Genomic DNA, 13,762 nt, shown 5'->3' on the forward strand with positions numbered 1-13,762 from the left:
TAAGGGGCTGAATAGCAGATAGAGCCTGTTGTACATCAGGACGTTGTCGTGGATCTAGTGCGTCTGAATTAGTCATATCTTAGGGAAGAGAACCGGACGAATTGTGCTCCTACACACAGGGCATACCAGCCCTTGTATTCTATACGGCGGTCGTATTTTAGGATAAAGTTTACACCTTGATAGAACCGTCTTTTAGTACGTCCTGTACGTACAGCATTTTGACCATAACCAGTACGATGGCCATGACAGGTGTGGCTAAGGCCAGCCCAATGCCCCCGGCGAATATGCCGATGATGAGCTGCGAGATAAAGACCAGCGCGGGCGGCATAGAAATTACCTTGTTCTGAATGAGCGGGGTCAGCAGGTTACTTTCTACGAGCTGAATACCCATGTAGAGTAGCACCACATACAGGGCCTGCTGGGGGCCGCTCAATAGTGCAAGTAGTACGGCGGGAATTAACGCGATGATGGGACCAAAGTTGGGGATGAACGTAATTAGTCCCGCAAACAGGGCCAGCGCTCCAGCCAGTTGAATATCCAGCAGCCACAGACCTACAAAACTTAGAACGCCAACCACGACCATCGAAAACAACTTACCACCCAGCCAGCCCAGCAGGGTTTCGCCTAGCTTATCCAGCACCGCTTCGGCCCGTTTTCGACTCGGTTTAGGAACCAGCCGGACCAGCCCGTCGCGGTACAGAGTAGGTTGTGCCGCCAGAAAAGCAGCCAGAAACAGAATGACGTACAAATCTGCCAGACTACCGAGCGTGGACGAAATAGCACCCGAAATGCGTCCCAGCCAGCGCGAAGAACCACTGTCCAGCAATTTCTCCGGTTTGATGTCTTCTTTTAGCAACTGTCGGCCAAAGCTTGTTTGACGCAGCATCTCCTCCGCATTTTTCAATGCTTTAGGGGCCTGCTCCTGCAACTGATCGATTTGCCCGCCAATCGAAGTGGAGATAACCCACCCCATACCTATCAGCACACCGATGGTCAGGAGAGCTACAATGGCGAGGGAAACGCCCTCCGGCCAATTGGTACGTTTGCTCATCCATCGGGCACCCGCATGAAGTGGCAGGGCAATCAGCGTAGCTGCCAGCACCAGCAGCAGTACGTCGAAAGCGGCCCCCATCAGTCCAAGCAACAGTAAAGTAGATAGGGTCAGACCTAATATAATGCCGACGCGCCGAATGAATAGCGGCTCTGGAATGGAGTCCGGTTGATCGTTAATCATACACTTGTTGTTTAGTTGATACAAGGGTATAACTCAAAAGGGGGGTATTTGTCAGCCGGATTAAGCGTATAAAAGCATCAAAAGTAGGCGAAAACTGGCCGGATAGAACGACCCGTTTGCTACGGATTGTTGTTGACATTTATTGAAAACCCTCGATGTGACTTAATTTGAAATATATTAAACTTTGGTTCATTCAAACATCCGATTCGGTTTGGGGCAACGTATGATGTAAATGGGGAATGAAGCTACTTTTTTATTCCTTGGCTTCGGCCCCGCGGTGGCGGACCACTCCCTTTCCAATTTACTGTACCGAAATAATCACCTCCGCAAAAAGCCGGGCTCAGATTCGTCCGGCGCGACTTTTCTATGCGATTAGCTGAACTTGTGTAATCGCCAGTTTTTTTAATGAGGTTGATGTGGAGAATGCAGTAATGAATTAAGTAGTGAATCGACCGCCTTAGGAACGAATTAATGTTTGAAGCCGTAGCGAAATAGCCGCGCCATGACCCATTAACTCTTCCGCCAGGGCCATCCGTTCAACCAACGGGCCAATCAGCCGTAAGCCTTCAGGACTCAGTTGCTGGTAAGTAATTTTTTTGATGAAACTGTCCAGCGACACACCGCTGAAAGTAGCCGCAAACCCATTGGTAGGCAGGGTGTGATTGGTACCGGACGCGTAATCCCCCACCGTCACCGGCGTCAGATTGCCCAGAAAAACGGAACCGGCATTATAGACCCGCATGGCGACCGTTTCGGCTTCCTCTGTAGCAATAATCAGGTGTTCAGGGGCGTATAAATTGGTTAGGGCAATCCCCGCTGCCAAATCGGGCACGAATACGAGCCGACCGTTTTTCAGGGATTCACGGGCAATCGCCTGCCGAGAAAGTCCTTCCAGTTGCCGCGCCACTTCATTCGCTACCTCATGCAGCATCGGCTCCGATGTGGTCACCAATAAACACTGGCTGTCAGGACCATGTTCGGCCTGGGCCAGCAGGTCGGCTGCGATGAATGCTGGATTGGCCGTAGCGTCCGCCAGGATTAGTACTTCGGACGGTCCGGCTGGCATATCAATGGCAATACCTTCCCGGCTGATGAGTTGTTTGGCTACCGTCACGTACTGATTCCCTGGTCCGAAGAGTTTAGCAACGCGGGGGATGGTTTCCGTCCCATAAGCCATTGCCGCGATGGCCTGCGCCCCTCCGATTTTATAGATATGGTGAATGCCAATTAGTTCGGCCGTGTACAAAATGGCCGGATGGACAGTACCATCTTTAGCGGGTGGAGTACAGATGATAATTTCGGGGCAGCCCGCCAGGATAGCCGGAACGCCCAGCATCAGTACGGTTGAAAACAAGGGGGCGGTACCCCCCGGCACGTACAAGCCGACCCGCTGAATCGGAACCGACCGGCGCCAGCACTGCACACCCGGCATTGTTTCTATAATCCGGGGCACCTCCCTCTGGGCCTGGTGGAACGTAGTGATGTTCGCCTGCACCTGCCGAATATCGGCTTTTAACTGGTCATCCACCAGCCCGGCAGCAACAGCCTTTTCTTGATGGGTGACTTCCAGGGAGGAAAGAGAAACCCCATCTAACTGCCGGGTGAGATCATAAACAGCCTGGTCCCCCTGGTTCTTTACGGCGTGAAGTAGGGCCTGAATACGGTCTTCCATTCCCCCGGAATTACTGGCGGGACGGGTAATGAGCTGGGGCCAATCCGAGGCCGGGCTATTTTTGTAGATGCGCATCGTTACTGCTGGAAAAGGGGTTGATTGAATGGATAGGTTCTGCTTTACTGCCTGGGCAAACCAACTACTGACCCGGAGATAGCTGCTTTTTAGGCCGAAAGACAACCAGTGCTGCCATGAGTAGCCCCAGGGTCAGCAAGCCACCGTAGAGAAAATTCTGGCCCGGAAACTGACTACCCGTGAACCCGGCGATGGGATAGGCAATGGCCCACCACAAATGCGAAAACGCGAAGTGCGACCCGAACACTTTGCCCTGCTGAGAACGCTCAATCTGTTCACCAATGAGTGTTTCCGACGGGATTTCTGCCAGGCTCTGCCCCAGTCCCGCCAGTACCCACAGCCCCAGCAACACCGGATATCCTACGTAGTTGGCTCCGATAATGGCCATACCCAACAGCAATGCCCCCACAATCAGCGATACTCGCCGACTCGTTGTTTTGTCAAAACCTCCACCAAAGGCGGCCAGCGTGGCTCCGACGCCGAAGGCCCCCATCACCCAGCCGTAGTAGGTGTCGGGCAGGTGCAGCCCGTCTTTAACATGGCCAATGGTATTCACCAGTATCTGCGCCCCGGCAATAGCCGACACAAACTCGATGGCCAGTGAAAACCTGATTAGTGGATTGCCAAACAACAACCTGGCCCCGTTGAGTACGTCGGCCCAGGCCGAGAGTGGTTTTTCGGGCCGCTCTTTTGCCGAAGCCGTATTGAGCAGATCACCGGGCAACAGCAGAATCAGCACACCCGCCACGACGAACGACACGGCATCGACAAAGAAAATATCCCGTGCCCCCAGCCACACGGCCAGAATCCCGGCCAGCCCTGGCCCTAGTACGCCCAGCAGTTGAAACGTCGCCGTCGATAAGCCGATTGCCTGCCTGTAATACGCTTTCTCTACCACCTGCGGAATGATGGATTTATAGGTTGGAGTGAAAAAGGCGTTGAACACATTCAAGAAAAAAACCAGTACGTAAATCTGCCACTCGGCGTTCACGAACGGCAGACAGGCGACAATGCCCATCCGAATGAAATGGGTGACGTACAGGATTTTTTTGCGGTCGACTCGGTCGGCCAGCACCCCGGCGAAGGGCGAAAAAATGATAAACGCCGTCACCCGCAGCGTCAGGGCCGACGAGAGAATAATCGCCGACCGCTCACGCCCGAACTGATACGCAAGCAGGGCCAGCCCTACCCAGGTAAAGGCATCGCCGAGCAGGCTGATGGTCTGGGCGAAATACAACTTGGCAAACGTACGGCTGCGCAGCGACTGAAACGGTTCGAGCAGGAGCGAAAGGGGTGACTGGGTAGGCATGATCTGTTTGTTACCTGAGTTTAGTTGATGTTGCCCGTGCCGAGGATAACGATCCGGTCACTGGCTTGCAGGCCGCTGACTACCTCAACGATATCGCCCTGCTTGGTACCCGTTTTAATGGCCTGTTTCAGAAAGCGTTCCGGGGTTTTCTGCACGAAGACATACACCCCGTCGTTTTCGGATACCAACGCCGATTGCGGCACCGACAGCACCGCCGTTTTCCCCCTTTTCCGGCTCATAACGGGTGCCGTAGCAAACGGCTCGAACCACGATTTTTCTTTATTGTACCCAATCTCGCCGGTGGTGGGTTCGGGGGCGGGTTGGCTGGCAATGGCCGTTGGTTCGTCGGCATACACCGTTACGTCTTTGACCACAAACTGGTCGGTATAAGCCGGGGTAACCAGATCAATCGTCACTGTGCCGCGTCCGGCCGTTGCGGGTTTCAGCGCAAAGCGGAAGTTGCCGGGAGCTACGGGCTTGGTGAGTGTTTCGGTATAGTCTACTTTACCGTCGATAGTCAATGTCAGCGTCACAGTGGCTTCGGTGTAGGGGCTAAACGTCTGGCCCAGCCGGGTCAGGTGCGCCGTAAAGCGGTTGGGCCGCCCGACCACCGGCGGGCGATATTCGGCAAAAAGCTCGGTGTGTTCGGTGTACATCGTGCTTGATTTGGCCCGTAAAGCCGGGTTTGGGGCTACAGTGCTGGTGGCCGTCGCGGGCGTGGTGGTTTGGGCCATCAGGGCGTTACCAGATAAAGCGATGACCGTTAAAAGACTTCCAAACAGGTGATTAGTTTTCATAAAGATTCGATTTTTGGTTAGTTATGGTGACGGCGTTCATTTATTCCTCTTCGCCACTGTTGTTCTGCTGGGAGAGCAAACTATAGGCTCCTTTCACGACAAAGGGCGTTTTGACATCGACAGGCAATGGCAGGTTGACGGCTGTGTAGCCGTTTTGTGCTACGCCCGGCTTAACTTCGACCTGCCGGAAGCGATAGCTCACGGGCTGGCTACTTTTGCTTTCCAGCAGATAGACGTAGGATTTACCCCCGAACCCAACGATAGCCGCGTCGGGCAGCACGGATAACGGATTGCTGGTCACGGCGACCTGCGCTGACACGTAGGCACCGGGAATAAAATCGTCCGAGACCCCCAGCGGACGGGCCAGCACGGCAACGGTCCGATCGGCATCAATCGACTTGCCCTTCATGAAAATCGTCGCCTGATGCATCGGTGCGCCGGCGCCACCCAGGCCGAACCGCACGGCTTGACCGGTACGAATGTGCGTAATGTCTTTTTCAAATACATTCAGGTGGACGTGCAAATCGCCCACGTCCGTCACCTCAATAATTACATCGGCCGGATTGACGAAACGACCATTATTGACGGGAACGTCGGTCACGTAGCCATTGACGGGCGAAGGGACCCCAACGGTACGTATCAAGTGGTCGGCCCGCAGCGTGGCCGGGTTGATGTGCAGCAGCGACAGGCGTTGGCCCATGCCAGCCAGTTGGGCCTGCAAACGCTGACGGTCAGAGCGGGTTTTCTGGAGCACTTTCAGCGCATTCACGTTTTCGCGGCTCAGTTCCTGCTGCCGGGCGAACTCCAGGTCGGCGTATTCCAGTTGGGCTTTGATGTCTAAATAATCCTGCTGCAACTGGATGAACTCAGGATTTTCGAGCACGGCCAGCGTTTGCCCCTTGCGGACTTTCGCGCCGGGTTCGAGCTTAATGCTTCGGATGTAGCCTCCGACCGGCATCGATACACTCACCCGGCTTTGGGGCGGTACGTCGAGAACCCCGGTCAGCTTCAGCATCGTGCCAAGCGTCCGCGATTCGGGCTGGCCCAGTTGAATATCAGCAGTGGTGTACTGTGCCTGCGTCAGGTTTACAACGGTCGGCGAACCGGCGTCTGGTGATTCGGTTGAATCAGCGGTGGATGCGGGTTGCTTCGCCGATGAGTCATCGGCGAACTTTTCGCTGCCACGGCAACCGATAAAGCTGACCGCAACAACCAGCGTGTACAGAAATGGAACTATATGGGCAAAAGAAACGGGACGTTTCATGGATCGACGGATTGGGAGAAAAATGAATAAATTGGAATCAGGGCTGGCCGAGCAGGTATTCGATGTAAAGCACCGACTGGTTGTACTGGTTGAGCAGATCGAGGTAACTGGCCCGGATGGTCAGCGATTGTTGCAGGGCCAGCGAAAATTCCACGTACCCGATGTCGCCCCCCCCGAAGGCCTTGCGGGCGTTGTCCAGAATTAGCCGGGCCTGCGCCAGGCCGTTCTGCTCGTAATACGCCAGCGCCGTGCGGTACTGTTCGTACTGCTGAAAGGCTAGTGTACCCTGTTGCTGCAAAGCCCGTCGCTGGGTCGCCAGTTCGGTTTGGGCGATCTGTTCACCCAGCCGGGCGGCCTCGATCCGGGCCTTTTGTGGTTTGGCCAGCAGTGGCACCAGCACCCCAATCTGCCCGCTCACGAACCGATGTCCAGGACCGTAGTAGGTCTCGTTGCCATCATAGATTTGCGTCCCGATGATGGTCTGGGTGGACAAACCCACGATGAACTCGGGCTTTAGCCGGGCCTTCTCCACGCGACGGCTTTGTTCGGCCACCACGATCTGCTGCCGAAGTTGCGCCAGCAGCGGATTGTTGGTCGTACCACTGCTATCCACGACTACGCTCAGTTTCCGTTTGGTGAGTGGGCCGGGTGCCACCTCCAGCTCATCCGTACTGTAGAGCGCGGTTTGAAGCCGGGTACGGGCCGCAGCCAGGTTGGCCGTATTCTGGGCGAGCCGAACCAGTCCGTCGGCCCGTTGGCTTTCGGCGGTAGCCTTTTCGAGTGAGCCGGTTTCGCCCACCCGGAAGCGCAGAGTAGCCGCCTGCACAAACTCGGCCAGGACGGAGTCCTGCTGCCGAAGCAGCCCTTCCCGTTCGTGCCAGTACTGCACGGCATAATACGCCGATTTGACATCGTACTGCACCTCATTGCGGCTCACGCCCACGGCCGTTTCCCGACCCTGAATGGTGGCATCGGCCAAATCGGCCTGCCGACGCAGCAGGGCTGGATTGGGAAAAATCTGACTGATGGTCAGGCCATTGTCAAATTTTCGGCTATTGAACTGACCCAGTGTACTGCTGATGGTGGTGCGGCCATAGTCGAAGGCACTCCGGCGCAGGGCCCGTTGCTGGTTCACCTGAAGGCCGCCAATTTGGAGCCGGGCGTTACGGGTAGCCGCTTCCTGAAGGGCCTGATCCAGACCAACGACCCGGATGGCGGGGGATTGGGCATTAACTCCTAAAGCGGCCAGCACCAAAGTGGCAATCATGACCAAACGGTTCGTTGTTCCCGACGGTATCGGTTTTTTAGGGTCGATCCGCTCCAGTCCACGCTCGAAATAGGTGTACAGGATGGGCAGCACGAACAGCGTCAGTAGGGTGGCCGTAATCAAGCCGCCGATGACCACTGTCGCCAGTGGCTTCTGCACTTCGGCCCCGCCGGAGTTCGAAAGGGCCATCGGGATAAAACCCAGCGAGGCAACCAGTGCAGTCATAATCACGGGCCTCAACCGCACCTGGGTACCCCGCCGGATAATCTCTATAAAGTCGGTTAGTCCTTCCTCGTGCCGCAGCCGGTTGAATTCCGCAATCAGCACGATACCGTTGAGTACGGCCACGCCAAAGAGGGCGATGAAGCCCACCCCCGCCGAAATACTGAACGGCATTCCCCGCAGCAGCAGGGCAAACACGCCCCCGATAGCCGCCATCGGAATGGCAGTGAAGATCAAAAAACTCTGGCGAACCGAGTGGAAGGTAAAAAATAGTAGGGCGAAAATCAGGGCCAGTGAGCCTGGTACGGCAATGGCCAGCCGCCGTTTGGCTTCGACTAAGTTCTCGAACTGCCCGCCATAGGTGATCGAATAGCCGGGTGGCAACTTGATTTGCCGGGCTACTTTGCCCTGCAAATCGGTGATGATACTTTCCACGTCCCGCCCGCGCACGTTGAAGCCCAGCGTAATGCGCCGACGGGTATTGTCACGCTGGATCTGGTTGGGTGCCTGTTCCATGGTCACGTCGGCCAACTGTGTTAACGGAATCTGCTGGCCAGTGGCCGTGGCCACGTAGAGGGTACGCACATCGTCGATACTCCGGCGTTTATCAGCCGCCAGCCGTACCACCAGATCAAACCGCCGTTCGCCCTCGTACACCTGTCCGGTCGATTGACCGGCGAAGGCCGTGTTGATCGTGCGATTCACATCGGCGACGTTCAGACCGTATTTAGCGATCTGATCGCGGTTGAGTTTGACTAAGATTTGGGTCAAGCCTTCGACCTGCTCGACGTAGAGGTCTTTGGCTCCGTCGATGCCCCCAATCAGGTTACCCACCTTCTCGGCCTGCCGGGTCAGTTCGCCCAGGTCTTCGCCGTAGATTTTCAGGGCTACGTCCTGGCGGGCACCGGTCATCAGTTCGTTGAATCGCATCTGCACCGGCTGCTGGAAGCCAAAAGCTACGCCCGGGATGACGGACAGGGCTTCGGCCATTTTTTCGGCTAGTTTCTCGCGACTACTGGCACTGGTCCATTCTGACTTTGGCTTAAGAATAATCATCAAATCGGAGGCTTCGATGGGCATGGGATCGGTGGGGATCTCGCCGGAGCCGCTTTTACCCACCACCTGTTCCACTTCGGGAAACTGTTTCAGCAAAATTCGCTGGGCTTTGGTGGTCGCGTCGGCCGATTCGCTCAGCGAACTACCCGTCAGGACGCGGGTTTCCACGGCAAAATCGCCCTCGTCCAGCGTTGGTAAAAACTCACCACCCATGCGCGTGAACAGGAATACGCTGATGGCTAATAACGAAACCGCCACCGCCAGAATTAGTATCCGGAACCGCAACGCCCGCATAATCAGCGGCTCGTAGCCCCGGTGCAGCCAGGCCATGAACCGGTCGGACAACGTATTCTTATGCCGGATGGTTTTGCTGAGTACCAGCGAGGAGACCATGGGCACGTAGGTCAGCGACAGAATAAACGCCCCCAGAATGGCAAAGCCCACCGTCAGAGCCATCGGGCGGAACATCTTCCCCTCCACCCCCGATAGGGCCAGAATGGGCAGGTACACAATCAGGATAATAATCTCGCCGAAGGCGGCTGAATTCCGAATCCGGCTGGCCGACTCGTACACTTCCTCATCCATCTGAAGCTGTGAAAGGGTTTGATCCCGGTTGCGCAGCAGCATATGGTGCAGCGTGGCTTCGACAATAATCACGGCCCCATCCACAATCAGGCCGAAATCAATGGCCCCCAGACTCATCAAATTGCCCGACACGCCAAAGACGTTCATCAGCGCAATGGCAAAGAGCAGCGCCAGCGGAATGACGGAAGCGACCACGAAGCCCGCCCGCCATTCACCCAAAACCAGTACCAGCACGAAGATGACGATCAGCGCACCCTCGGCGAGGTTTTTGGTCACGGTGCCGATGGCGCTGTCTACCATCTTGGTGCGGTCCAGAAAGGGAATAATCTCAACGCCTTCGGGCAGCGTTTTACGGATGTCAGCAATTTTAGCCTTCACCAGCTTGATTACCTTGGCGGAGTTCTCGCCTTTGAGCATCATCACCAGCGCCCCCACCACTTCGCCCTGTCCGTTGCGGGTCACAGCTCCGTAGCGTACGGCACTGCCAATCTGCACGGTAGCCACGTCGCGGATACGGATGGGTAGTGCATTCATCTGACCGGGTTTACCACTCAGTTTGATCACCACATTTTCGATGTCGGTGATGCTACCGATCAGGCCATCGGAGCGGATGAAGTAGGCGTTGGGTTTCTGGTCGATGTATGCTCCACCGGTGTTCTGGTTGTTGCGTTCGAGGGCATCGAAGAGGTCGGTAATGGTCAGGTTCATGCTCCGCAGCCTGTCGGGGTCCACCGCAATTTCATACTGCTTCACCAGGCCGCCAAAGCTGCTCACGTCGGCCACGCCGGGCGTACCCAGCAGCCCACGCCGGATTATCCAGTCCTGAATCGTACGCAGTTCGGTGAGCGGGTATTTCTGCTCATAGCCCTTTTTGGGTACGACCGTGTACTGAAAAATCTCGCCGAGGCCCGTTGTGACGGGGGCCATCGTGGGCGTACCCACACCGGGCGGAATCTGGCTGACCACGTTTTGCAGCCGCTCGGAAATCTGCTGGCGGGCCGAGAACACGTCTATATCGTCCCGAAATACGACCGTAACAATAGACAGCCCAAAGCGCGAAAACGAGCGCAGTTCGATCAGGCCCGGAAGGTTGGCTAAGCCAATTTCGACGGGAAAGGTCACCAGCCGTTCGATGTCGGGCGCAGACAGGGAGGGGCTGGTCGTAATGACCTGTACCTGATTGTTGGTAATGTCGGGAACGGCATCGATGGGTAGTTGGGTGATCGACCAGCCGCCCCATATAATCAGGGCTACGGTAAGCAGACCCACGATGAGTTTGTTCCGAATGGAAAATAGAATAATATGATTGAGCATCGCTACATCAATTGAAGAGTAAGACAAAGCCAGTTACTCCGATCTGGAGGGATCGGAGACATGGTACGCGTCAATACAATTAACTGATTTTGGGCGGTTGCCAGAAGGAAAGCGTCGGCTCAGGGAGCGCGGCCGATTGGTAATGAAACCCAGTTTTGGGTGCTATTACGGGACTTGCACAAAGCGCGTTATTCCAAAAAGGAGAGCCGGGCAGATAAACCGGAGCCCAGCCTGCATCGGCGCCGGAATGGGCGGCTTTGACGGGAAGTTTAGCGTGATCGTGGTGGGGGGCATGGTGATCCCCCCTGTCGCCGTAGTGCTCGGCCAAAAAATCCAAAAATGAGTGGTCCGGTTCTTCGAGCCGGTGAAGCTGGTAATGCTGATATAGCTCCGGTAGTTTGGCGCACTCCTCCCATATCGACACTGGCAGTAAGCTGAACAGCGAGAGGTAAAGACTGATTCCGATGGTGAGCAGGCGCAACATTACGGGCAAAGATAGCAATAATAAGCAATTGGTGTTGCGAATGGCACATCGACGGTTGAAAGTAGCGCTGACTCATGGCCACGTAAATCAACTGCGATGCTCTGATTGCTGCCTTTGTCAATCGGTCTAACCACCGATTGGCAAAGGCCCGGTCAGTTTCTGTTTCCGGATACGCCCTCCCATCCACATGGCCATTTCTTTTGGTTACAAGGCAATCAATGTCGCATACCACCTTGATTGCCCTTGCCTAACTGGTCCAGCGTGGCCCGGAACCCTTTGGCCAGTTCAGTTGCCGGACCACGCCCGTAGTAGTGCAGGAAAATGATCCGGGGTTGTTCGCCAAGCATATGATGGTGCAAGGCGACAACTTCGATGCGGTGACTGCGCAGTGTTTTTATGACGCTGTTCACTTCGCTTTCCAGCATGGCCACGTCACCAGCCATGTGAGCCGCATCATGTTTACCCGCAAACGATGCCCAGGTGTTCAGACCGATAGCGGCTGTCATCTCAGCTCCCATGTCCGTTACCGTCAGGTCGTCGCGGCCAATGGTGTATTTGTATGTCGGGCCGTTGACTACACCTTTATACTTGATCAGCTCATCGAGTACGGGTAAGTCAAACAATTCCTTACCGGTTTGGGGCGTACCCGTCGCGGCTGGGGTGGCATTACTACTGGTTTGTGCTGAGGAAGGAGTTGAAGCAGGCTGGTTAGCCGGAAACAGTTTAGTTTCCCGGATTGCCTGGGCATACTTTCTGGCTAGTTCGGCCGTATCGCCCAGGCCGTGCAGGTGCATATAAAAAATGCGCGGTTGTTCGTAGAAAAAGTGATTATGTATGGCCCCTACTTCCAGCCCTGCCGTGTGGGCCGCGTCGATCAACGGGTTTACTTCGGCTTCGAGTAGTACCGTATCGCTCATTATCACGGTCTGCTTGCCGTCCAGCGTTTTCTTGAATGCTACCCAGCCACCAAACCCAAACGGAATTGGTACGGATTCACCTTTCACCGTTACGCTCAGATCATTACGGGGCAGCGGCACCGAATAAGTAGCCTGGGCTTCGTTGTAAGTGCCTTTTTTGCCAAGAGCCGTAGCAATAGCATCCTGATCGGCCTGGGAAAGGGCGGGTGTTTTTCCGATGCCTGGTAAGGCGTCTGGATTGACGCCCGAAGTTGTGCAAAGGGGGATGGTGCCCGTGGCAACAACGGCGGAGCGAAGGAAGTTTCTGCGTTGCATACGTAAGTAGAAAAGGGCTCGATGAGCAGATTAGTGCTTCTAAAAGTAAAGCCAAATTCTGAATTAAATTTAAACGCGCCAGACTTTTGAGATTCAACCAGTAGGTGAGTTTCAGCACCCGTGCCTGGTTCATGGGTTGAAACGCCCATACAACCCGCCGTTGGTCGTCTGTGGCTTGGTAGGCGTAGCAATTATCCGTCTCGCCGATGTATAGATTGCTAACGGGTTTACACCGCCACTGAAACCGGATGTTGGTGATGATATGTTGATCTGGTTATTACATTGTAGGTAGGCTGTCAGAAAGAAAGCCCGCGAAAAGGAGAGGTCAAGCTTTGGGTCAATTAGCAGCAAATCCGAGGTGGTGTAGGGTTTGGGTAGCTGGATGTGATTGTAGATAAAATGTAGTGATTTTATGAGTACAGTAAAATCAGTTACCCTATGCGTTGAAAATAGTTCAAAGCCTCTTTGTTAGGCTTCAGATGAATGGTACATACTGTTTTCTCACATGATAAATATGTTTATATCCGTACAGGCATACCACTTCCCCATCCGGCCATTTTCGGTCAATAAATGGGTAGCTAATGCAATTTAATGAACTCGTCATTTTGTTATAAATGAATGGGTTGCAGCAATGTGAACTACCGCTAAACGCATCCACATAAACGTCCGAATCACAAAAGAAGCCGCGCTCCCTGGCAGGAACGCGGCTTCTTTTGTAAACCACTCTGTCGAAGATAATTGTTATTCCGCTTTGAACAGCTTGAGCGTCTGGCTTTGGGTGGATGTGCTCACCCGCAGCAGTAGCACGCCCGCCGGGGTTTGGCCCAGTCTGAGCGTCTGCCGCTCCACCACCCCAGCCCGACCAACCGACTGCTCACTTACCTGGTGGCCAAGCGCATCGATTACCGATAGTGACAGGGCTTGTCCTTCGGCACCCCGCACCTCCACGGACACCGTTTCACCTGCCACCGGGTTGCCCAATACGGTGACCCTCAGGGGTACTTCTGAACCCGTGCCCAGCCGGGCACCCGGGTTGCAGGCTGCCAGCCAGCCATAGCTGAAACTAGCACTTACCCCGCTCTGAACCGCTCGTAAACCGATGATGGGGTTGTCGGTGTACAAATCCAGCGTGTAGGGTCCTGGATTGGTTGTAGGAACCAGCTCGTTAACCACCGAGAAGCTCACCGGTGTGCCGTTCAGGCCCGCGTAGCGGGGATTGAAGGTGACCCGTCGCTGGCCCGCTGAGAGCAC

Annotated in this window: 9 protein-coding genes; all 9 read right to left on the reverse strand. The window is 55.1% G+C overall.

The window, feature by feature from the left end:
• Positions 1–169: 169 nt before the first annotated feature.
• Complete coding sequence (locus B157_RS0106155; protein ID WP_020602493.1) at positions 170–1,234, reverse strand: AI-2E family transporter; 1,065 nt, start codon at positions 1,232–1,234, stop codon at positions 170–172.
• A 457-nt stretch (positions 1,235–1,691) separates the two neighbouring features.
• Positions 1,692–2,981 carry a histidinol dehydrogenase gene (gene hisD, locus B157_RS0106160; RefSeq protein WP_020602494.1) on the reverse strand — a complete coding sequence of 430 codons (1,290 nt, stop codon included), beginning with the start codon at positions 2,979–2,981 and terminating at the stop codon, positions 1,692–1,694.
• 64 nt (positions 2,982–3,045) lie between these two features.
• Complete coding sequence (locus B157_RS0106165) at positions 3,046–4,290, reverse strand: MFS transporter (protein ID WP_020602495.1); 1,245 nt, start codon at positions 4,288–4,290, stop codon at positions 3,046–3,048.
• Between the two features lie 20 nt (positions 4,291–4,310).
• Positions 4,311–5,087, reverse strand: coding sequence for a permuted SH3 domain-containing protein (locus B157_RS0106170; protein ID WP_020602496.1), 777 nt, complete (start codon positions 5,085–5,087; stop codon positions 4,311–4,313).
• Between the two features lie 40 nt (positions 5,088–5,127).
• Positions 5,128–6,351 carry an efflux RND transporter periplasmic adaptor subunit gene (locus B157_RS0106175; RefSeq protein ID WP_020602497.1) on the reverse strand — a complete coding sequence of 408 codons (1,224 nt, stop codon included), beginning with the start codon at positions 6,349–6,351 and terminating at the stop codon, positions 5,128–5,130.
• A 37-nt stretch (positions 6,352–6,388) separates the two neighbouring features.
• Positions 6,389–10,795 carry a CusA/CzcA family heavy metal efflux RND transporter gene (locus B157_RS0106180; protein WP_020602498.1) on the reverse strand — a complete coding sequence of 1,469 codons (4,407 nt, stop codon included), beginning with the start codon at positions 10,793–10,795 and terminating at the stop codon, positions 6,389–6,391.
• A 79-nt stretch (positions 10,796–10,874) separates the two neighbouring features.
• Complete coding sequence (locus tag B157_RS0106185) at positions 10,875–11,279, reverse strand: hypothetical protein (protein WP_020602499.1); 405 nt, start codon at positions 11,277–11,279, stop codon at positions 10,875–10,877.
• A 215-nt stretch (positions 11,280–11,494) separates the two neighbouring features.
• Complete coding sequence (locus B157_RS0106190; protein WP_020602500.1) at positions 11,495–12,511, reverse strand: DUF1259 domain-containing protein; 1,017 nt, start codon at positions 12,509–12,511, stop codon at positions 11,495–11,497.
• A gap of 741 nt (positions 12,512–13,252) precedes the next feature.
• On the reverse strand, positions 13,253–13,762 hold a 510-nt coding region (locus B157_RS34590; RefSeq protein ID WP_157618321.1), incomplete at its 5' end, for a T9SS type A sorting domain-containing protein.

Source organism: Spirosoma spitsbergense DSM 19989 (genome assembly GCF_000374085.1).
Lineage (GTDB): Bacteria > Bacteroidota > Bacteroidia > Cytophagales > Spirosomataceae > Spirosoma > Spirosoma spitsbergense.